Genomic DNA, 20,064 nt, shown 5'->3' on the forward strand with positions numbered 1-20,064 from the left:
CTCCGGCTGTCAACTGCGCGTTACAGATAACAGGTATTCGGCGGGTTACCAGCCTAACTGTCAAGCTGATCCATAAGGTCAGCGTATCCTTCCGCCTCCATGTCTTCCAGCGGAATGAACCGCAGGGCGGCAGAGTTGATGCAATAGCGCAAGCCCCCCCTGTCGGACGGCCCATCCGGGAAGACATGGCCCAGATGGCTGTCGCCATACGCAGAGCGCACCTCGGTGCGGATCATGCCATGGCTGCTGTCGCGCAATTCGACCACATGTTGCGTCACCAGCGGTTTGGTGAAACTGGGCCAGCCGCAGCCTGATTCGAATTTGTCGGATGACGCGAAAAGCGGCTCTCCCGAGACGATATCGACATAAATACCAGCACGCGTGTTGCTGTTATATTCCCCTGTTCCGGGCCGTTCGGTGCCGTTTTGCTGTGTCACATAATATTGCTCTGGTGTCAGCTGCTCGACGATTTCGGGGCGGCGTTCATAGCGCGGCATGGTAACCTCATATGCTGGCGTCTGCTTAGGGATGTAGCCAGCGCAAAGGTGAAGGCAACCCCGATGGCTTCGCTCTGGATTTCCGCGCAAGGCTGGTGCATAAGGGCCAAAATTCGCCGCGCCCTGACAAGAAGAGGTGGCCCATGAAATTCCTGCTGCGCCTGCTGACATGGTGGAACTTCTCCACCCTGAATACAGCCTTCTTCACATGGCGCCATGGCGAGAAAGTGGGCGAGGATGCGCAAGGCAATATCTTCTACCGCTCCAAAGACGACAAGAAGCGCTGGGTCATCTTCAATGGCGAATCCGAGGCAAGTCGCGTCTCGCCCGATTGGCATGGCTGGCTGCACCACACATGGGACGAGCCACCAACCGACCGCCCGATGGTCCATAAAGCTTGGGAAAAGCCGCATCAGGAGAACCTGACCGGCACCGCCTTGGCCTATGCGCCGCAAGGTTCTATCCGCCGCGCGGCCCCTGCCCCGCGCAAGGATTACGAGGCGTGGACACCTGAATGAACATTGGCCAAGCCATACGCCCGCCGCTGCGCCTGACGCAGATGGTGCAACGCCGCAACGGGCGCGGATAGCCATGCGTGCGGGTGTGTTCACGATCTGCGCCTGTATCGGGCTGGCCACGGCTGCGCTTGCGCAGGAGTCAGAGCCGCCAACCCCTTCTGACCGAATCGGATCTGGCAATGGTGCAGTGTTGCGCGGGCTGGACCGTGTGGCGGGCACCAGCACAGATATTACGCTGGAAACAGGCAGCAGCGCGCGGATCGGGCATCTGGTGGTGATGCTGGAAGAATGCCGCTACCCTGTCGAAAACCCTGCGGGCGAAGCCTTTGCATGGATCGACGTGTTTGACAGCCGCGCGGACGAAATCATCTTTTCAGGCTGGATGATCGCCTCCAGCCCTGCGCTGAATGCGCTGGACCATCGCCGCTATGATGTCTGGGTGTTGCGCTGCACCACCTCATAGGCGCTGGGCAGGGCCGCGCGGTCAAAGGCGGCATCGGCCTGCAAGGCTTGCGCCAGTCGGGCGCGGTAGGCCACGCGCGAAATCTCGACCCCGCCCAGACTGGCCAGATGCTCTGTCGGGTATTGCGTGTCAAACAGCGTAAACCCGCAGTTGCGCAGATGCGTGACCAGATAGGCCAGCGCGATTTTTGACGCATCCTTGCGCCGCGAAAACATGCTTTCGCCGCAAAACACCCCGCCAAGCGCCAGACCATAGACCCCGCCGACCAAATCTTCACCATCCCATACCTCGATGGAATGGGCGTGGCCCTGACGGTGCAGCGTGGTGAAAAGCCGCGCAATCTCAGCGTTGATCCAGGTCGTCTCACGCTCGGCGCAGCCAATCAGCACCTCTTCAAATGCCTGATCCAGACTAAGCCGGAAGGGTTCGGCGCGAATCCGGCGGCGCAGGCTGCGCGACAGGCGGAATCCGTCCAGCGGCAACACCCCGCGCGCGACCGGATCGAACCAGTACAGGCGCGGGTCATAGCGGCTTTCAGCCATGGGAAACACCCCCAGCCGATAGGCTTGCAACAGCGTCTCAGGGGTCAGTTCCAACCGCATCGCCCGCGCGCCCCGGCCTAGAATTCGTCAGCGCTGGCCTCTCGGGCCATATGGTCCAACACCGCATTGACGAAGTTGGTTTCGCGGTCTTCCGGCGAAAAGGCTTTGGCAAGATCGACATATTGCGAAATGACCACACGCGCGGGTGTGTCCATGCCCAGCAATTCCGCACCGGCCGCGCGGAACAGGGCGCGCAGGGTCGGGTCGATCCGGCTGATGGGCCATTTGGCCACCAAGGCGCGGTCGGTCATCTGGTCAATCGCGGCCTGCCGGTCCACTGCCAGCTCTATCAGGCGGCGGAAATGGTTAAGATCGGCCTCGGCCCAGGTTTCGGTTTCGGTCTCGGCCCCGATGCGATGCGCTTCAAACTGGCGGGTAATCTCGCCAATCGGCACATCAGAGGCTTCCATCTGGAACAGCGCCTGCACCGCATAAAACCGCGCCGCAATCTTGCGCGCGCGCCGTTCTTCCTGCGTGGGCCGGCGTTTCGGAATGCTCTCGCTCATGCCACTGGCCCTTTCGTATCGCCTGCGATCTGGAATTCCTCGCGCTCTGGCAAGAACCCGACAGACCGCCGCGCCCCGCCCCAGCGCTGCGCCAAGGCGATCAGATGCAAGGCCGCCGCTGCCGCCCCGCCGCCTTTGTTCTGGCCTGCCACCTCGGCGCGCACTTCGGCCTGCGCGCGGGTCTCGACAGTCAGAATACCGTTGCCAATGCACGCTCCCTGCAAGCCCAGCAGCGCAATCGCGCGCGAGCTGTCATTGCACACAGTGTCGTAATGCGTTGTCTCGCCGCGGATCACGCAGCCCAGCGCCACGAACCCGTCAAAATTCGACATGCGATAGGCCTGCCCGATGGCAGTGGGCACTTCCAGCGCGCCGGGCACCTCGACCAGCTCACAGCTGCCGCCAACCTTCTCGATCTCGGCGGTTGCGCCTGCGACCAGTGCATCCGCGATATCCTTGTAATAGGGCGCGACCACGATCAGCAGTTTGGGGGCCTTGTCGAATTCCGGCAGGGGCAGGGTGTAATGTGTTTCATGTCCGGCCATATCAGGCACCTTTCGCGGATGGAATTTTGCGGGTGCCGGTAATGGACAGCCCGTAGCCATCCAGCCCCACCACTTTGGGCGTGGCGGAATTGGTCAGCAAAACCAACTCATGCAGGCCCAGCGATGACAGGATCTGCGCGCCCAGCCCGTATTGGCGCAGCACTTGCGGCGCGCTGCCATCCACAGGGGTCATCTTCATTTCCGTGTCACGCAGCAAGACCACAACGCCGCGCCCTTCCTCGCCGATCAGGCGCATGGCATCGCTGAACTCATCCGCGCGTGCGCCGCCCCCTGTGCCCACCATGTCCAGCAACGGATCGAATGCATGCATGCGCACCAAAACCGGCTCTGGCGTGGTGATATCGCCCTTGATCAGCGCGACATGCTCGGCCCCTTGGGTGGTGTCGGAATAGACCCGCATCAGCCATGCGCCGCCAAAGGCCGATGTGATCTGCTGCTCGTTCATGACGCGCACAAGATTGTCATGCCGCCGCCGATAGGCGATCAGGTCCGAGATGGTGCCGATCTTCAGCCCGTGTTTTTGCGCAAACGCCACCAGATCCGGCAAGCGCGCCATCGACCCGTCTTCCTTCATGATCTCGCAGATCACGCCGGACGGGTTCAGCCCAGCAAGGCGCGAGATATCAACCGCCGCCTCGGTATGGCCCGCACGCACCAGCACCCCCCCTTCGCGCGCACGCAGCGGAAAGACATGGCCGGGCGTGGCGATATCGGCGGCGCCTTTGCCTGCATCAATCGCCACAGCGACTGTGCGCGCGCGGTCATGGGCCGAAATGCCCGTAGACACCCCTTCGCGCGCCTCGATCGAGACAGTGAAGGCGGTTTCATGGCGCGACGAATTGCTTGACGCCATCAAGGGCAGGCCCAGCTCGTCAATTCGTGCGCCCGGCAAGGTCAGGCAGATCAGCCCCTTGCCATGGGTTGCCATGAAATTGATCGCTTCAGGCGTGGCCATCTGCGCGGGAATAACAAGATCGCCCTCATTCTCGCGGTCTTCATGATCGACAAGAATGAAGATACGGCCATTGCGGGCCTCTTCGATAATCTCCTCGGTCGAGGAAATGGCGTCTTTCCAGCTTTGCTCGACATCACCGGGCTGTTCATAATTCATCGCGGACCGATCCTTTGCTCTGGGGTTGGCAGATAGCCCAAAGGGCGCGGCGGGAAAAGGGGGCAAACGGGCACATCCCCTGTGCAGCGCACGCTCGGTTAGGCCGGAATGAACACAACTCCGGCAGAGTCAGGCACATCAGACCCTGCGAGAGGTGTAGCCCATGAAATCTGTCCGCCAGCTTGCCGCCCAGATTGTCGCCCGCGAAGGCGGCTTCGTCAATGACCCCGATGATCCCGGCGGGGCCACGAATTTCGGTGTGACCATACACACCCTGCGCCGCCTGCGCCCGGGCCAGCAGGTCAATGTGCACGATGTGCGCGCGCTGACGCGCGAAGAGGCCATCGAGATTTATATCGAGCATTACTTCACCCGCCCGCGCATTGCGGAATTGCCAGAGCCCCTTTGGGCCAGCGTGTTTGACATGTATGTCAATGCCGGGGCCAATGCAGTGCGCATATTGCAACGGCTGTTTGTCCAGATGGGTTTGCAGGTGGCCGTCGATGGTGTGATTGGCCCGCAGACGATTGCAGCCGCGCATCGCGCCTATGAGATGGCACCTGCGCATCTGGTCGATGCGTATGGCATCGCTCGGCGCGACTATTACTACAGCATCGCAGACCGCCGCCCCGCCAGCCGCAAATTCGCGCGCAGGCGCGATGGGGGCAAGGGCGGCTGGATCACGCGCGCGGAAGAATTCATCACGCCGCGCTTTCACCTGAGCGCGGCACAACACCGCGACCGCATACGGGGCTGGGCATGATCCGGTCGCTGTTCGGATGGGTGTTTGGCAGCGCGCGCGAGGCGCGCGCGCTGGGCCAGACTGTCACCTCGGTCGCCGAAGTCTTCCGGCCCAACGCCACCCGCGCGCTGGAACTGGGCCATGATGCCTATAAGGCCGCCCATGCCAGCCATACGGCGGAATTCCAATATGGGCGCGGCGGGTGGTTTGATTCGGCGGTCAACGGGCTGAACCGCCTGCCCCGCCCGCTGCTGGCCTTGGGCACGCTGGGATTGTTCGTGTTTGCCATGGCCGACCCCGACGGCTTTGCCCTGCGCATGCACGCGCTTGCAGTGGTGCCAGAGCCGTTATGGTGGTTGCTGGGGGCGGTCGTGGCGTTCTATTTCGGCGCGCGAGAGGCGCATCACCTACGCGTGACGAAAATCCTGCCTGCCCCATCCGCGACCCAAACCCCCACCCCGCCCGATGTGACAGCTGCTCCCGCCGCCAACCCCGCTTTGGCAGAGTGGCAGCAGGCAAAGGGGGAATAATCTCCCACACGCGCGCCGCAGTCCCGGCCTTGCGCCGGGACCTCCCCGCCGGACCAGAGACCCCGGCACAAGGCCGGGGTTAGGTCGCGCGCCGTGAAACGCCTGGCTCTTGCACGCGATGCCAGTCAGGAGCCCTGACGCAAGAAATCCTCTTCCTCGCCGGTCACATCTATACCCAGCGCTTCCAGCCCGCTTTCAAGGTTTTCCGCAAGATGCGGCATACCCAGCAGATAATCTGCCGTCGGGGTTGTCGCCTCGGATATGGCGGTCGCCACGGCCTCGTCATATTCCTCCGGCTCGAACGCGCCGCGCCCGACCCATGCAACAGCGGTCAGGCTGGCCTGTTCGTCTTCATTCAGGCCACCGATAAAGGCATGCGCCTCGGAATCGCCTACAGTGCCTTCTCGGGCAAGGTAGATGATATGCACGATCTTGCGCGGGCTGATGGCGAGCATGGCGACCTCCTGTATTCCAGAGGGTCAAGTGTCGCTGAAACCGCCCTGCGTTGCAAGTCACATCGCGCCTGCTTATTTGGCCCCGAAAATGCGGTAATACAGCCAGTCGGGCAGGAAATTGCCGCCCCGGAACACCAGCGAGAACAGGCGCGGAAAGGCGCGCTGGAACCTGTCCGAGCGCATCAGCTGCATCATCTCTTCTGCCGCCTGCTCCGGCTCCATCAAAAATGGCATGGTGAAGTCGTTCTTATCGGTCAGCCGCGTGCGGATGAAACCGGGATTGGCCAGCTGCACATCCACGCCAGTGCTGCGCAAATCGGCATGCATCGATTCGGCCAGATGCATCAGGCCCGCCTTGCTGGAACTGTAGCCGATGGACCCCGGCAGCCCCCGATAGCCCGAAAGCGAGCCGGTGATCACGACATGCCCTGCCCCGCGGTCCACCATGCCCGGCACCACCTGCCCCAGCACCCGCGCGGCCCCTGTCAGGTTGACATCGAACATCGCTTCAGCCTGTTCGGCGTTCCAGTCGCGCGCGGAAAAGGGCCAGTAGACACCGGCCAGAAACACCAGCCCGTCAACCGCGCCCGCCTGTTGTGCGGCGGCGACGACCGAAGCGCGATCAGACACGTCGCAGGGCACAATCCGCGCCTGCCCTTGCAGACTGTCGGCCAATGCCTTCAAGCTGTCTTCGCTGCGCGCACTCAGCACCAGATTGCATCCTGCTTTTGAGAGTTTTTGCGCCAAAGCGCGGCCCAACCCTTCGGACGCGCCAACGATCCAATATGTCTTGCCTGACAGCTTTCTCATGCGTCCAGCTTTCGCATCGTTGCCACCAATTCAGCCACCTTAATGCCGAATTTGCGAAACTGGCTGCGATTCACGATGGTTTTGTCATCGATCAGATACATCCAGTCGGTCACCTGCAACGCATGCCCCCCCGCACTTTCGGGCAGGCGGATGGTGTAGTTCAGATGCAGCGCGGCCCCTTCCTGCTGGCCGCCGCCCTTGCCCACCAGATCATCCGCTTCGGCTGTGATGCGCCCGTCATTGCCCAATGTCAGCCGCCATTCGCGGTTTTGCTTGGTGCCGCTGTCATAAGTGAAATGCTCGGCCAGCACGCCACGATTGCCATCCCAGCGCCCCTCCATATCGGCGGTAAAGCGCGAGGTGACGCGCCCCATCGGCCCATAGATCACCCCTTCGCAGCGGATCGGGCCGGACAGGTGCTGGCGGATATCCACACGGGGTTCCAGATTTGCATAATCGGCAGGCTTTTGCGCCTGAAACCCGCGCAGGCGTTGGCCAAGCGCAAAGAGCGCCGCCATCAGCGCAACGCCTGCAATAAATGTTAAAAACATGCTCATGGTCAGCTCTCCTTCAAAGGGGTCAGCGCCAGAAGCGCGATGGCAGCCACCTTCAGAACCGAAGGCAGAGCTGCATAAAGTAGGATCAGGGTGGTCAGGGCGGTGGGGCTGTTTTCGGCCCCGGCCTCGAACCCGGACATCTGCAAAGCGGGGAACACCATCAGCGCGGCCAAAGCCAGCGTCGCCTTGGTGACAAAGGCCCATAGGCCAAAGCCCTTCGCCGCCTCGGGCGAGAGTTCGGCCATGCGCCGCGAGAAAATGGCGGGCAACAGCGTCAGATCAGCCCCGATGCCTGCCCCCGAGATCACGCAGATCAGCGCAAACAGCGCCAGATCGCCCGGCCCAAGCGTGGTGACAAAGGCAAAACTCAGCGCGGCAAGGCCCATGCCGGACAGCAGCGCGGTTTTGGCCCCTGTGCGGCGCGCCAGCCGCGCCCAGAGCGGCGCGGATGCCGCCGCCGACAGGAACAGCAGGATCAGCAACACCCCCTCCATGCCTTCGGCCTGCAACACGCTTTCGGCGTAGAACAAAAACAGCGTCGAGGTGATGGCGACAGGCGTGGCATTCACAAGGGCGATGATCAGCAAACGCCGCGCGGTCTGGTCTGCAAAGACATCGCGCAGGCTTAGCCCGACATCGGCCAGCGGCACCACGCGCGCACGGGGCCATTCCGCGCGCATGGCGATAATGGCCAGCACTGTGATGCCCACAAAGCCCAGCGCGAACCCCATAAACGGCGCAGACAGCACCGAGGCCAGCGCGACAGGCGCCGCAGCAGCCAGACAGACCCCCAAAAGCGCGCCGGTTTCGCGCCAGCCCGCCAGATAGACATGCCCGCCCTGCCCCAACGCCTCGCCGCGCGCGGCACCTGTGGCGTAAAAGCAGATCGTCAGGAAAGAATAGCATGAAAACAGCAGCGTCAGGGCAATGGCGAACCACAAAAGCGGCGCGAACAGGGGCGGGATGGCAAACAGCATCAGCATGGCCGCCGCCATGATGCAGGCCGTCAGGGCCACAGCCAGCCCGCGCATATGGCTCAGCCGCGCGGCCAGCCAGCCAAGGGCCGGGTCTTGCACGAAATCCAGCCCGCGCAGCACGAACAAAACCGTGCCCAGCGCCGCCAATGACACTGCATATTCATCGACATAGAAATACGGCGCGTGGATATAGATCGGCAGGCCTGCCATTGCCAGCAACCCGCCAAACAGCGAATAGCCCCACAGGCGCGGGCGCGGACTGATGACGACCGCATCGGTCATTGGCTGACCTCTTGTGCGGGGGGTTTGGGGCGCGCGGTGAATTTTGCCCCCAGCCACCACAGTTTGAACGCCTGCCAATGGATCAGCGCCAGCACACGGCGCGACCCCATCCGCCGCACCATCGCGCCCAGAATGGCACGGTTGCGCAAGGGGCGGCGCGCGCCGGTCAGCGTGGCGACAAGCCCCGCTCCGGGGGCCTCATTGTCTTGCTTATAGCCGATGCGGATGGACAGTTTCTCGGCGCCGATGTCGAAATTGAACGTGTAATCCCCCTCGACCGGCTGGAAGGGCGAGACATAGAAAATCTTTTGCGCGGCCAGCGTATCGCTGCCCTGAATGACCGCGTGATCGGGCTTGACGCATAGGTAGGAATGGCGGTCGCCATAGGTGTTGTTCACCTCGGCGATGACCACACGCAGCCCGCCTTGCGCGTCATGGCACAGCCAGAAACTGACAGGGTTGAACAGATGGCCCAGCACGCGCGGCTGCGTCAGCAGATAGACCGCGCCATCGGTAATCTCCGCCAGCTGATGCGCGGCCAGCACCTCGCGCACCCAGACAGCGCCCCGCCCTTGGCCGGGCGCGCCGCCATGGTCGCGGTCACTCAGGCTGGCGATGTTGCGCCGGTTGCGTGACAACAGGCGCGGCGGGTGCAGATCGGCTTCGGCATCGAATAACACATAATCCACCGCATAGGTGAAGGTGTTGGTGATCGGCCCGCGCCGCCCGTGAAATGTCTGGCCTGCGATATGGTCTATAACACTCATGCTGCTGCCAGTTTCTTGGCGCGCTCTTCCATCGCGCGGGCCACATCGACCGCGCTGGCAAAGCCGTCTTCATGAAAGCCATTGCGCATCCATGCGCCGCAAAACCATGTCCGGTTGGTGCCGTTGAAACCGCGAATGGTGTTCTGCGCCTCCAGCGCGGCCATGTCATAGACAGGGTGCGAGAAAGTGTAGGTGTCGTAAATACATTCTTCGCGCACAGGGTGGTTCGCGTTCAGCGTGATGAACATGGGGTCATCCTGCGGGATGGGTTGCAGCGAATTCATCCAGTAACTTAGCGAGATGCGCGCGCGGTCTTGTGGCCCGCGTTCGGTATAGACCCAGCTGGACCAGCATTTGCGCCGCTTGGGCATGAAATCGGTGTCGCAATGCAGGATCGCATCGTTGGGCTGGTAGGTTACTGCGCCCAGCGCCTGCGCCTCGGCGCCTGTGGGGTCGGCCAGCAGGCGCAAGGTCACGTCGGAATGGGTGGCGAAGATCACCTCGTCAAACTGTTCTTCCTCGGCCCCTTCAACCTTGACCCAGACCCCCATTGGCCCGCGCCGCACCGATTGCACGGGCGTGGCGCTGCGCAGGGTGACGCCCGCACGTTCCAGATAGGCTTGCAAGCGGCGCACATATTCCACCGATCCGCCCTGCACTGTGTACCATTGGTGCTGCCCCTCATAGCCCAGCAGCGCATGGTTGCGGAAGAAATCCATCATCGCATGGGCAGGAAAGTCGAGGATTTTCTGCGTAGGCGTGGACCAGATCGCACCGGAGAAGGGCAGCAAATAGCGCTCTTTGAACCACGCGCCCGTGCCCAGCTTTTGCAACAAGCCGCCAATACTCAGGCTTGGGTCGGCCTGACTGATGGCAAGGCCGTTTTTGTTGAAATGCATGATGTCGCGGATCATGCGCCAGTAGCGCGGGTTGGCCAGATTCTTGCGCGTTGCAAATATTTCATCCAGACCCGAGAGCGAATATTCAAACCCGCCCCCGTCAAAGGACGCACCGAAAGACATGTTCGATTTCGCCACTGGCACATCCAGCTTGTCAAACAATGCGGTCAGATAGGGGTAGTTGGTATAATTGAACACGATAAAGCCTGTATCCACAGGCTGGTCGCCATGTTTGCCCGCATGAATTGTGCGTGCATGCCCGCCAAAACGGGGTTCAGCCTCGAACAGTGTGACACGGTGTCGCTGCGACATGAGCCATGCGCTTGCCAGCCCAGAGATACCTCCGCCAACGATTGCAATTCTTTTGGCGGGGGTATCGATCAGTTCAAATGGCATGCAGCCACTCCTTGTTGGTCTTGTGTTGTTGAGGTTACGCGCCGCAGGAAAGGGCGGATCATTCCGAAAAAGATGTCATTTCCATGTCGATTTTTTTCTGCTGCCAAAGTGATCCGCTCTCGGAAGTGTCGCGTAATGTTGACATGTTCGATCTTATGCCCAAACCCCAGACTTCTCGACAAGCCGGATTGGCTGCGCGTATGGTAATGCCAGAGCGCGAGGAACGTCGTCGTGGGAAAAGGCAGTCGGCAGTGAATGCACAAAACGGAGCGAAATGGGTTGCCCTTCTCGAAAAGGTTGCGACACATCAGGATACAGATGCTTTCACAGAGTTGTTTGATCATTTTGCACCAAGGGTCAAAGGCTTTTTGATGAAATCCGGGGCTGATCATGCAGTTGCGGAAGAATGCGCGCAGGATGTGATGGTCACAGTGTGGAAAAAAGCCGCGCAATTCGACCCTGCGCGCGCAAGCGTGGCGACATGGATTTTCACCATCGCCCGAAACCGGCGCATCGACATGTTGCGCCGCGACCGCAGGCCAGAGCCTGAAGACTTGACCTGGGGACCGGAAGCAGAGCCAGACCAACTGGACGTGATGAGTTTGCAACAGGAAAGCGAACTGCTGATTTCAGCCATCGCCAGCCTGCCCGAAAAACAACGCGTCATGATCGAACGCGCGTATTTTGGCGATTTGACCCATAGTGAAATCGCAGATGAAACAGGATTGCCGCTAGGCACGATCAAATCCCGCATCAGACTGGCGCTTGAACGTTTGCGCCATTCGTTGAGTTGAGGAAAGCGACCACCATGATTACCCACCACCTGAGCGACAAATTGTTGATGGCCTATTCGGCAGGCACCCTGCCCGAAGCGTTCAATCTGGCGGTCGCCACCCATATCGCCATGTGCGACGAATGCCGCGCAAGGCTGGCAAGCTATGATGCCCTTGGCGGCGCAGTGCTGGAAGGCATTGCAGATGACAGTGCCACGATAAGCGCGCCATCCCTTGCCGCGACCCTGTCGCGCATCAAGGCGCAAGAGCCAATGGAAAGACCCTACGCCGCCGCCACCACCACCCAACCGGCAGAAGGATGGACCCTGCCAGAGCCGCTGCGCAGCTATGTCGGCGGCGATATTGAAGCGGTGAAATGGCGCAGCGTTGGCGGCGGTGTGCGGCAGGCGCTGATCCCCACATCCGAGAATGCAACAGCCCGTCTGCTGTATATCCCCGCAGGCAGCGCTGTGCCCGATCACGGCCATCATGGCATGGAGTTGACATTGGTGTTGCAAGGCGCCTTTGCCGATGAAGAGGATTGCTTCAGCCGCGGGGATATCGAGATTGCCGATGAAGGCACCGAACACCAGCCGGTCGCGCAAGCGGGTCTGGATTGCATCTGCCTTGCAGTGACGGATGCGCCCCTGAAGTTTCGCGGCCTGCTGCCGCGACTGGCGCAGCCTTTCTTGGGTATTTGATACAGATCAAGGCAGGCATGTCAGGGGTATGCGACTTCACATTCATCATTTGAAATGTGAGGACCGCCCATGGACTACCCTGCCTTCATCGCCACCACCCGCGACCAGAACCGCGCACTGGCCAAAGCCCTGCCCGACACTATGAAAGGGTTTGGCAGCCTGTCGCGTGCTGTGAAGGAAGGCGGGGTGCTTGGGTTTAAGGAAAAGGAATTCGTAGCGCTTGGCATCGCCATTGCAGTGCGCTGCGAGCCGTGCATTGCATTCCATGTGGAAGCGCTGGCAAAGGCGGGTGCCGCGCGCGAAGAGCTGTGTGATGTGCTGGCCATGGCCATCCAGATGGGCGGCGGGCCTGCGGTGATGTATGCGTCCAAAGCACTGGATTGCTGGGACCAGTTGCAAGCGGCTTGACCTGATTGTGCGGCTGCGCCGCAAGTCTATATGTCACCCCCTGCCCGTTCCGGGCCGGGGGTTCCGGTTTTGAGTATTTTTGGCAAGAAAATGAGGATAAGCCAGCGCATGCGGGAGATAAAAAAACCCCGCCATGAAGGCGGGGCAAGTTGGCGTCCCGGCGGGTAACACAGGACACCGGCGGTAAACTGTGAAAGCGTCAGTCGTGCATTTCGGCGCGGATTTGCTGGCGCAACAGATCGATCGGGATCAGTTGGCCATCGCGTTTGAACTGCCAATAGGTCCAGCCATTGCATGAGGGCGCATTTTCCAGCGCTGCGCCCACCTGATGGATCGAGCCGCGATGCTCGGCGCTGACGAGAGAGCCATCGACCCGCACTTTGGCGGCCTGGCCGCGCGGATTGACCAGCATTTCGCCCGGGCGCAGCATGCCCCGCTCGACCAGTTGGCCAAAGGCCACGCGCGGCTGTGCGCGCTTTGACAAGGTGGTCTGCAGTGCTGCCGCGTCCAGCGGGCGCACTTGCCCCAGACGCCTGGCCGCGACCTTGCGGTAGGCCTCCTCGCGCTCGATCCCGATATAGTTGCGGCCCAGCAATTTGGCGACAGCGCCAGTGGTGCCAGTGCCAAAGAACGGGTCCAGCACCACATCGCCGGGATTGGTGGAGCCGACCAGCACGCGGTGCAAAAGTGATTCCGGTTTCTGGGTGGGGTGGGCCTTGTCGCCCTTGTCATCTTTCAGCCGCTCATGGCCCGAGCAGATGGGCAGAACCCAGTCCGAGCGCATTTGCACGCCCTCGTTCAGTTCTTTCAGCGCCTCGTAGTTGAACGTGTATTTGCCCCCTTCGGATTTCGAGGCCCAGATCATGGTTTCATGCGCATTGGTCAGGCGCTTGCCGCGAAAATTGGGCATAGGGTTCGATTTGCGCCAGACCACATCATTCAGAATCCAGAAACCCGCATCCTGAAGGGCCGTGCCCACACGGAAGATGTTGTGATAAGAGCCGATCACCCAGATCGCGCCATTGGGTTTGAGCAGCCTGCGCGCCGCTTTCAGCCAGGCGCGGGTGAACTGGTCATAGACTTTGAAACTGTCGAACTGGTCCCATGCGTCATCCACGGCATCGACGCGGCTGTTATCGGGGCGGTGCAGATCGCCCTTGAGTTGCAGGTTATAGGGCGGGTCTGCGAAGATCAGGTCGATGCTGCCCTCGGGCAGGGAATTCATCACCTCGATGCAGTCGCCTGCCAGAATTTCATTGAGTGGAAGCATGTTTGCCCCCTGCGCCACGGTTTCAACTGTCATACCTGCCTCGATCTTGCGCCTTGTTCGCGCTTGTTGAAATGCATCATGAGTCAAAGCCGATTCGGCGTCAATTTCTTTTTGAATCAGATATTTGAAAAACTTTCTTCACGTAGGCTATGGACACAAGATTTTGCGTATCGGGGCGAAGGAGCGTCTATGCTCTGGGGTTGGCCCCAAATCTGCTATGGCATTTTTGTGACGCTTTGTCGGATAGCCCGCATTCTCGGCCCAGCCATAGCCGGGATAGCGCTGGTCCAGATCTGCCATGATCCGGTCGCGTGTGACCTTGGCAATAATGCTTGCGGCCGCAATCGACATGACCTTGCCATCGCCCTTGACCACAGCTTGCGCGCCGCAAGGCAGGTCGCGCGGCAGGCGATTGCCGTCGATCAGCAGATGGTCGGGTGGGACAGGCAGTGCGGCAATGGCGCGGTGCATGGCCAGATAGGTCGCTTGCAAGATATTGATCTCGTCAATCTCGGCCGGGGTGGCATGGCCGATCCCGACAGTTGCACGCGCCATGATCTGCGCGAACAGCAGCTCGCGCGCCGCGCCACCCAAGCGCTTTGAATCCTGCAACCCTTGCGGCAGATCATCGGGGTTCAAACGCACAGCCGCTGCGGTGACAGGGCCTGCCAACGGCCCGCGCCCCACCTCGTCCACGCCGACAATCCATGCGCATCCGCTGCGGGCAAGTTCCGTCTCCAGGCTGAAATCAGGGCATGATGCGGGCATGCGCCCTTTGTGCCAGAAAAAACGGCTGGAGCAAGCCCCGAGCACTGCAGACACAGACCTGCCGATGCGCCGCGCGGCGCATTCGAGCCTGCACCGGCGCGCAGCGGCTCAGCACTTGTGGTAAAGACCCGTTTTCGTGTTTTCGCAATAGCGCGCGATGACCGTATATTTGGGGTGCTTCTTGCCCCCGCCAAGCACGATTCCCACAATCGCCGCACCCACTGCGACCGCGACCCATTCCGACGCTTTTGCCTGCGTGGGTGCGGTTATCGCAAGCCCACCGACAAGCGCGCAAATACTGAGAGTGGTCGCCCCGCGCGTAGCGAGGCGGGTCAATAATCCAGTCATGAAAAATCTCCTGTAGCCAAAAAATCGCACCCAAATGGTAACACAAGCGTGCGATTCGCCAAAATTCATTTTAACCTTTATGACCGGCGCAAAGGGGCGTTCGGATCATGCCGACCGCGCTCGGACGGTGCGAACCTGCACGCGTGCCCTTCGCGCTGCAGGCAATGTGCATTGTAAACGGTGACATGGCGGCCATGGATGTCCAATGTCTTGCGGCAATGCTGTGGCAGTCCGCGCGCAGGTGCTGGCGCCGACAGGCAAAATCGAGAGCGTGAAATCGAATAACACCAGCGGATCATGGCGCTGATATTGAATAACATTCACGAAGCTGGCACGGCTGCGCTTATGAAACATGCTTTTCGCCTTTTCGCGCTTCTGGCTGGTCTGGCGCTTGCGGGGCAAGCCTCGGCCCAGTGTTACGCGGATTACAAAGCCAAGCAGGACAACCCGTTGCGCCTGCAATATGGTATCATCGAATTGCCGCAATCGGCCTGTGCTTCGGTTCAGGCCGCACGCGACTATGCCAAGCCTGTCATTTCACGAAGCGGCTGGACGCTGCTACAGATCGAGTCCATTTTCGAGCCATCCGAATTTCAACGCAGGAGCGCCAATGCCGGGGCCATCCATCTCCGCCAGTGACATCTCGCGGCTGGGCAGCCGCGCGGTTGTCTGGGGCATTGCCGCGATTGTGGGTGTGCTGGTGCTGACAGCGGTGCTGTTGTTTCTGAACCTGCCCGATGCGGGTGCGTTCAATGCGCGGGTCGAACGGGTGTTTGTCGAGAATGCCGACCTGACCAGTCAGGCCGAAATCAAGCTGCTGGAAATTCTGGCGCAATCGGGCACGGCGTTTTCGGAAACGCTGGTATCTTACCGGATCGTGATTTTCGTGTTGCTGGTTTTTGCCACTGGGCTGTTGGTGACCTCGCTGGTTATGATTGTGCTGTTGATCACGCTGAACCGGCGCATGGCGATGGTTGAAAAGCAGGGGCTGCAAGTCTCGCAACTGGTGATCGAGCGGGCGACCAATTCGGTTGCGATCAATGACATGGAATTCAAGCTGACCCCTGCGGCGGTGGAAACCCTGGCCGTGCTGGCAGAGGCCCGCATAGATGACGAGGTGTTGACGGGGGCCGCGATAGAAGCTGTCATCTCTGGCCGGTTGGAGGTGGATTGCGACGAGGCGGCAGGCGCGACCCGCATCAAACGCTTGCGCGATACGCTGGGGAACCAGTTGATCAGCGAGGTTCTGGTCAAGAATATCGCGCGGCAAGGATATATGCTGGCGATTGACAGCAAGGTGATCTCGCTGCGCTGAAACGTCCCATCGCGCTGTTTCGCGCAAGCGCCCTTGCACCTTTCCCTTTGCGATGCCAGATATTGCACAAGTGAATAGGGAGAGATGCAATGCTGGACAAACGCCAATTCTATATCAACGGCCAATGGTGCGACCCGGTAGCGGGCACCGATCTGGACGTCATCAACCCCTCGACCGAAGAGGCCTGCGCGGTCATCTCTCTAGGTGGCGCGGCGGATACCGACGCGGCGGTAGCTGCGGCGAAAGCGGCCCTGCCCGGCTGGATGCATTCCGACCCTGCCGACCGGCTGGCGCTGGTGAAGCGCATCCTCAAGGAATATGAGGCGCGCGCCGAAGACATGTCGCAGGCCATCAGCATGGAAATGGGCGCACCGATTGACATGGCGCGCAGCTCCCAGACGCCGTCGGGCACATGGCATATCAGCAATTTCATCAAGGCGTTCGAGAAGGTCCATTTCATTGAACCCTTGGGCGATCACGCCCCCGACGACCGCATCATCCGCGAGGCGGTGGGCGTGTGCGCGCTGATCACACCGTGGAACTGGCCGATGAACCAAGTCTCGCTCAAGGTGATACCTGCGCTGCTGGCAGGCTGCACAATGGTGTTGAAACCCTCCGAGATTGCGCCGCTCTCCTCGATTGTCTGGAGTGAGATCATGGATGCGGCGGGCACGCCCAAAGGTGTCTATAACATGGTCAATGGCGATGGGCCGGGGGTGGGAACGCAGCTATCTGGCCATAAAGATGTCGATATGGTCAGCTTCACCGGATCAACCCGCGCGGGCATTGCGATTTCCAAAAACGCGGCAGAAACGCTGAAACGCGTGCATCTGGAACTGGGCGGCAAGGGCGCGAATATCGTCTTTGCCGATGCCGATGAAAAGGCCGTCAAACGCGGCGCGATCCATTGCTTCAACAACACAGGCCAGTCCTGCAACGCGCCCACACGGATGCTGGTGCAGCGCGAGATCTATGACCAAGCCGTGGAAACCGCGCGCGAGCTGGCCGAGAAAACCGCTGTCGGGCCAGCCTCCGAGTCGGGGCGCCACATTGGGCCAGTCGTCAGTCAGGCGCAATTCGACAAGATACAGGATCTGATTCAGGCAGGTATCTCCGAAGGTGCGCGGCTGGTTGCAGGCGGGCTTGGCCGGCCAGAAGGGATGAATCGCGGCTATTTCGTGCGCCCCACTGTGTTTGCCGATGTGACGAATGAAATGACCATCGCGCGCGAAGAAATCTTTGGCCCTGTGCTGTCGATCATCCCGTTCGACGCGGAAGATGACGCAGTGCGCATCGCCAATGACACTGTCTACGGGCTGACCAACTATGTCCAAAGCGAAGACGGCGCGAAACGCAACCGCATGGCACGCCTGCTGCGCTCTGGCATGGTCGAGATGAATGGCAAATCGCGCGGCGCGGGCGCCCCCTTTGGCGGGATGAAGCAATCCGGCAACGGGCGCGAAGGCGGTGTCTGGGGGATTGAAGATTTCCTAGAGGTCAAGGCCGTCTCGGGCTGGGCAAGTGATGCAGAGTGAGGGCATGATGAACGACACATATGACGACCAGAACATCTTTGCCAAAATCCTGCGCGGGGAAATCCCGTGCAACAAGGTGCATGAAACCGAGCATAGCCTTGCCTTTGCCGATATCGCCCCGAAAGCGCCCCATCATGTGCTGGTGATCCCCAAGGGGCCATATGTCTGCTACGATCATTTCGCCCGCAGCGCCACAGACGCGGAAATCGTGGATTACACCCGCGCCATAGGCGATGTCTGCGCGCAATTGGGCGTGGCACAAAGCGAGGGCGGACATGGTTACCGGATGATCTCGAATGCCGGTCCCGATGGGGTGCAGGAAGTGCCACATCTGCATGTGCATATCCTTGCAGGGCGCAATATCGGGCCAATGGTGATGATGCGCCCTTGACGCGATAGGCGCGAGTGCATAATCAGGCGCGTGAAGGCGGCGAGTTGGCGGAGTGGTTACGCAGCGGATTGCAAATCCGTGTACAGGAGTTCGATTCTCCTACTCGCCTCCAGAAATATCAAACACTCATCGGGACCAGCCAAACACAGAATCAGAGTGTTTCAAAACCTGTTTCAACTTTCCTGTTCTGGCTTCGTTTTGTTCCCCCGCGCTTGCGCGCAGAGTGCCTGCACCTTCTGGCGCTCGGCACTGGCATAGTTCGCAACCATGGCCACTGTGTTGTGGCCGATGAGTCCCACCGCACCAATGCAAACACCTGATTGCGCAACGCCTGTTTCATAAATGGCAGCGTTTTCGCACAAGCGGAAAAAAGGAAGTGATGCTGCACCTGCATCTACGACCTTTTATCAACTTCCAACTGGCAAAAGCTGAATTATTGTCGGGGTGCGCGACAAAAGAGCGCGCAATCGGCAGCGTTGACTGTCTGTATCACACTGCATGTGTTTTTTCTTTTTTTCACATTGGATCAGATAGTGACGCTTAGTCAGGGGGATACCCCATCAAGGGAGGTGCTGAAATGAAACTACCATCAAGAAAACTACCTATCGCTGCAATCATGGCCACATCTATTGCAGCAGTTGTACCAACGGCTTCGCTTTCTGACGGCCACGCGCCAAGTCTGAGCCATACCACCGTTTTGACTGGCTTGGATAACCCTTGGGACATGGCCTTTCTGTCAGACGGGACGATGTTTTTCACCGAGAAATGCCTCGGTCTGTCGGTCAAATTGCCAGATGGGGACGTGAACAAACTTCTGGGGATGGTCGATACTTCCGACTATGCCAGCACGGCTGACGATCTGTTCTGCGAAGGTCAGGCAGGGATGATGGGCGTTGCTGTCGATCCTGAGTTTGATGACAATCGCTTCCTCTATGTCTACTCCACGTCCAGCATGACAGCGCCCGGCACCAATCGCCTGATGCGGTTTACTGTTAATGAAGACCTGTCCGGCGTGGCAGACCGTACAGACTTGATTGACAGCGTGCCCTACAAGCCTGAAGCAAGCGACCAGCCGTTTGGTGGTCCGGGCGCGCATAATGGCGGGCGGGTTCGGTTTGGGCCTGACGGATATCTATACCTTACGACAGGTGATATTCACGGCGCCGAAGTCCCTCAAAGTCCGACACTGCTTGGGGGTAAGGTGATCCGTATCGACCGTGACGGAAATGCCGCCGAAGGCAACAATGCGCCAGACGGCTTTGACCCGCGCATCTATACCTATGGGCATCGCAATGTTCAGGGCATCGCCTTCCATCCTGAAACTGGACAAGCGATTACCGCAGAGCATGGACCATGGCATTCTGATGAAATTACCGCACTCGTGCCCGGTGGAAATGGCGGCTGGGATCCGCGTCCCAATATGGCAGGGCGTGGTGAGTGTCCCGATGGCTACTGTGGATACGAGCCTGTGCAGATGGAAGCGCTAGACCCAGAAGAACGCGCAGCCTACATGCCGATGACAGATTTTGTCACTTACCCCGACGCCATGCCTCCGGCATGGGATAATAACGGGCTGTCGCAAGGCACATCTTCTGCTGTCTTCTTGACCGGCGATCATTGGGGAGCATGGAATGGCCGCATGGCCGTTGGCCTCATGGGTATTGGTTTCGGCGGAACGCCAGTTGGGCAACGCATTGACCTGATTCACATGGCAGAAGACGGCCTTTCAGTCCATGATGTCATGGAGATGCCACTCCCTATGGGATCAGGTCGTTTCCGGTCGCTGGTGCAGGGGCCAGATGGCGCTCTTTATGCTGCGATTGATGAGGGAGACATCTTTCGTATTATGGCAGAGTGACGCTCCTCCCCCCGTATGG

General features: G+C 60.2%; 26 protein-coding genes and 1 tRNA gene. 13 read left to right on the forward strand and 14 right to left on the reverse strand.

The window, feature by feature from the left end; translation table 11 throughout:
• Window positions 1-53: 53 nt before the first annotated feature.
• On the reverse strand, window positions 54-497 hold the full coding sequence (msrB, locus tag BG455_RS03390; protein WP_071468565.1) for a peptide-methionine (R)-S-oxide reductase MsrB: 444 nt from the start codon (window positions 495-497) through the stop codon (window positions 54-56).
• A 143-nt stretch (window positions 498-640) separates the two neighbouring features.
• On the opposite strand from msrB, the gene BG455_RS03395 reads away from it, so the two are divergent.
• Both BG455_RS03395 and BG455_RS03400 read left to right on the forward strand, forming a co-directional pair.
• The gene (locus BG455_RS03395) at window positions 641-1,015 is read left to right on the forward strand and encodes an NADH:ubiquinone oxidoreductase subunit NDUFA12 (RefSeq protein WP_071468566.1); all 375 of its coding nucleotides are present in this window, start codon (window positions 641-643) and stop codon (window positions 1,013-1,015) included.
• Between the two features lie 73 nt (window positions 1,016-1,088).
• Window positions 1,089-1,478: a DUF2155 domain-containing protein gene (locus BG455_RS03400; RefSeq protein ID WP_071468567.1), complete on the forward strand. Its 390-nt coding sequence runs from the start codon at window positions 1,089-1,091 to the stop codon at window positions 1,476-1,478.
• Here BG455_RS03400 and aat read toward each other — a convergent pair.
• The 4 genes from aat to ribB are packed head-to-tail and all read right to left on the reverse strand — an operon-like array spanning window position 1,442 to window position 4,263.
• Window positions 1,442-2,080 (reverse strand): leucyl/phenylalanyl-tRNA--protein transferase, encoded by a 639-nt coding sequence (aat, locus tag BG455_RS03405; RefSeq protein WP_071468568.1) that lies wholly within the window; start codon window positions 2,078-2,080, stop codon window positions 1,442-1,444. The two genes, BG455_RS03400 and aat, sit on opposite strands and share 37 nt — an antisense overlap.
• A gap of 17 nt (window positions 2,081-2,097) precedes the next feature.
• Window positions 2,098-2,586, reverse strand: a complete 489-nt coding sequence (gene nusB, locus BG455_RS03410; protein WP_071468569.1) for a transcription antitermination factor NusB — start codon at window positions 2,584-2,586, stop codon at window positions 2,098-2,100.
• Window positions 2,583-3,131 carry a 6,7-dimethyl-8-ribityllumazine synthase gene (locus BG455_RS03415; RefSeq protein ID WP_071468570.1) on the reverse strand — a complete coding sequence of 183 codons (549 nt, stop codon included), beginning with the start codon at window positions 3,129-3,131 and terminating at the stop codon, window positions 2,583-2,585. The genes nusB and BG455_RS03415 overlap by 4 nt, the downstream gene beginning before the upstream one ends.
• Window position 3,132: 1 nt before the next feature.
• Window positions 3,133-4,263: a 3,4-dihydroxy-2-butanone-4-phosphate synthase gene (gene ribB, locus BG455_RS03420; RefSeq protein ID WP_071468571.1), complete on the reverse strand. Its 1,131-nt coding sequence runs from the start codon at window positions 4,261-4,263 to the stop codon at window positions 3,133-3,135.
• 163 nt (window positions 4,264-4,426) lie between these two features.
• Between ribB and BG455_RS03425 the strand changes: the two genes are divergently transcribed.
• Both BG455_RS03425 and BG455_RS03430 read left to right on the forward strand, forming a co-directional pair.
• Window positions 4,427-5,026, forward strand: a complete 600-nt coding sequence (locus tag BG455_RS03425; RefSeq protein WP_071468572.1) for a holin-associated N-acetylmuramidase — start codon at window positions 4,427-4,429, stop codon at window positions 5,024-5,026.
• Window positions 5,023-5,535: a holin family protein gene (locus tag BG455_RS03430; RefSeq protein WP_071468573.1), complete on the forward strand. Its 513-nt coding sequence runs from the start codon at window positions 5,023-5,025 to the stop codon at window positions 5,533-5,535. The genes BG455_RS03425 and BG455_RS03430 overlap by 4 nt, the downstream gene beginning before the upstream one ends.
• 125 nt (window positions 5,536-5,660) lie before the next feature.
• Here BG455_RS03430 and BG455_RS03435 read toward each other — a convergent pair whose 3' ends face one another.
• The 6 genes from BG455_RS03435 to BG455_RS03460 all read right to left on the reverse strand — a co-directional run bounded on the left by BG455_RS03435 (window position 5,661) and on the right by BG455_RS03460 (window position 10,678).
• On the reverse strand, window positions 5,661-5,990 hold the full coding sequence (locus BG455_RS03435) for a DUF3775 domain-containing protein (RefSeq protein ID WP_071468574.1): 330 nt from the start codon (window positions 5,988-5,990) through the stop codon (window positions 5,661-5,663).
• Between the two features lie 72 nt (window positions 5,991-6,062).
• Window positions 6,063-6,800, reverse strand: a complete 738-nt coding sequence (locus BG455_RS03440; RefSeq protein ID WP_071468575.1) for an SDR family NAD(P)-dependent oxidoreductase — start codon at window positions 6,798-6,800, stop codon at window positions 6,063-6,065.
• On the reverse strand, window positions 6,797-7,357 hold the full coding sequence (locus BG455_RS03445; protein WP_071468576.1) for a DUF3833 domain-containing protein: 561 nt from the start codon (window positions 7,355-7,357) through the stop codon (window positions 6,797-6,799). The genes BG455_RS03440 and BG455_RS03445 overlap by 4 nt, the downstream gene beginning before the upstream one ends.
• A gap of 2 nt (window positions 7,358-7,359) precedes the next feature.
• Window positions 7,360-8,616, reverse strand: coding sequence for an MFS transporter (locus tag BG455_RS03450; protein ID WP_071468577.1), 1,257 nt, complete (start codon window positions 8,614-8,616; stop codon window positions 7,360-7,362).
• The gene (locus BG455_RS03455) at window positions 8,613-9,383 is read right to left on the reverse strand and encodes a DUF1365 domain-containing protein (RefSeq protein WP_071468578.1); all 771 of its coding nucleotides are present in this window, start codon (window positions 9,381-9,383) and stop codon (window positions 8,613-8,615) included. The genes BG455_RS03450 and BG455_RS03455 overlap by 4 nt, the downstream gene beginning before the upstream one ends.
• The gene (locus tag BG455_RS03460) at window positions 9,380-10,678 is read right to left on the reverse strand and encodes an NAD(P)/FAD-dependent oxidoreductase (protein WP_071468579.1); all 1,299 of its coding nucleotides are present in this window, start codon (window positions 10,676-10,678) and stop codon (window positions 9,380-9,382) included. Before BG455_RS03460 ends, BG455_RS03455 begins: the two co-directional genes overlap by 4 nt.
• Before the next feature lie 155 nt (window positions 10,679-10,833).
• Here BG455_RS03460 and BG455_RS03465 point away from each other — a divergent pair, with 155 nt between their 5' ends.
• The 3 genes from BG455_RS03465 to BG455_RS03475 all read left to right on the forward strand — a co-directional run bounded on the left by BG455_RS03465 (window position 10,834) and on the right by BG455_RS03475 (window position 12,560).
• The gene (locus BG455_RS03465) at window positions 10,834-11,472 is read left to right on the forward strand and encodes a sigma-70 family RNA polymerase sigma factor (protein WP_425438713.1); all 639 of its coding nucleotides are present in this window, start codon (window positions 10,834-10,836) and stop codon (window positions 11,470-11,472) included.
• 14 nt (window positions 11,473-11,486) lie between these two features.
• Window positions 11,487-12,152 (forward strand): ChrR family anti-sigma-E factor, encoded by a 666-nt coding sequence (locus BG455_RS03470; RefSeq protein ID WP_071468581.1) that lies wholly within the window; start codon window positions 11,487-11,489, stop codon window positions 12,150-12,152.
• A gap of 69 nt (window positions 12,153-12,221) precedes the next feature.
• Complete coding sequence (locus BG455_RS03475; RefSeq protein ID WP_071468582.1) at window positions 12,222-12,560, forward strand: carboxymuconolactone decarboxylase family protein; 339 nt, start codon at window positions 12,222-12,224, stop codon at window positions 12,558-12,560.
• Between the two features lie 199 nt (window positions 12,561-12,759).
• Here the strand turns inward: BG455_RS03475 and BG455_RS03480 are convergent, their stop codons facing one another.
• From BG455_RS03480 to BG455_RS03490, 3 genes are all read right to left on the reverse strand, one after another.
• Window positions 12,760-13,863: a site-specific DNA-methyltransferase gene (locus BG455_RS03480; RefSeq protein ID WP_071468583.1), complete on the reverse strand. Its 1,104-nt coding sequence runs from the start codon at window positions 13,861-13,863 to the stop codon at window positions 12,760-12,762.
• A 114-nt stretch (window positions 13,864-13,977) separates the two neighbouring features.
• The gene (locus tag BG455_RS03485) at window positions 13,978-14,598 is read right to left on the reverse strand and encodes a ribonuclease HII (RefSeq protein ID WP_071468584.1); all 621 of its coding nucleotides are present in this window, start codon (window positions 14,596-14,598) and stop codon (window positions 13,978-13,980) included.
• Window positions 14,599-14,706: 108 nt separating this feature from the next.
• On the reverse strand, window positions 14,707-14,946 hold the full coding sequence (locus BG455_RS03490) for a hypothetical protein (protein WP_071468585.1): 240 nt from the start codon (window positions 14,944-14,946) through the stop codon (window positions 14,707-14,709).
• A gap of 345 nt (window positions 14,947-15,291) precedes the next feature.
• Between BG455_RS03490 and BG455_RS03495 the strand changes: the two genes are divergently transcribed.
• From BG455_RS03495 to BG455_RS03525, 6 genes are all read left to right on the forward strand, one after another.
• A complete protein-coding gene (locus BG455_RS03495; RefSeq protein ID WP_071468750.1) occupies window positions 15,292-15,585 on the forward strand; it encodes a hypothetical protein in 294 nt (97 codons plus the stop codon).
• On the forward strand, window positions 15,557-16,261 hold the full coding sequence (locus BG455_RS03500; RefSeq protein WP_071468586.1) for a winged helix-turn-helix domain-containing protein: 705 nt from the start codon (window positions 15,557-15,559) through the stop codon (window positions 16,259-16,261). Before BG455_RS03495 ends, BG455_RS03500 begins: the two co-directional genes overlap by 29 nt.
• Before the next feature lie 89 nt (window positions 16,262-16,350).
• Complete coding sequence (locus BG455_RS03505) at window positions 16,351-17,796, forward strand: aldehyde dehydrogenase family protein (RefSeq protein WP_071468587.1); 1,446 nt, start codon at window positions 16,351-16,353, stop codon at window positions 17,794-17,796.
• Between the two features lie 7 nt (window positions 17,797-17,803).
• Window positions 17,804-18,187, forward strand: a complete 384-nt coding sequence (locus BG455_RS03510) for an HIT domain-containing protein (RefSeq protein WP_071468751.1) — start codon at window positions 17,804-17,806, stop codon at window positions 18,185-18,187.
• 38 nt (window positions 18,188-18,225) lie between these two features.
• Window positions 18,226-18,299: transfer RNA gene (locus BG455_RS03515), tRNA-Cys, on the forward strand.
• 465 nt (window positions 18,300-18,764) lie between these two features.
• Window positions 18,765-20,045, forward strand: coding sequence for a PQQ-dependent sugar dehydrogenase (locus BG455_RS03525; protein ID WP_245735462.1), 1,281 nt, complete (start codon window positions 18,765-18,767; stop codon window positions 20,043-20,045).
• Window positions 20,046-20,064: the final 19 nt, after the last annotated feature.

The sequence above is a fragment of the Roseinatronobacter thiooxidans genome (assembly GCF_001870675.1).
GTDB lineage: Bacteria > Pseudomonadota > Alphaproteobacteria > Rhodobacterales > Rhodobacteraceae > Roseinatronobacter > Roseinatronobacter thiooxidans.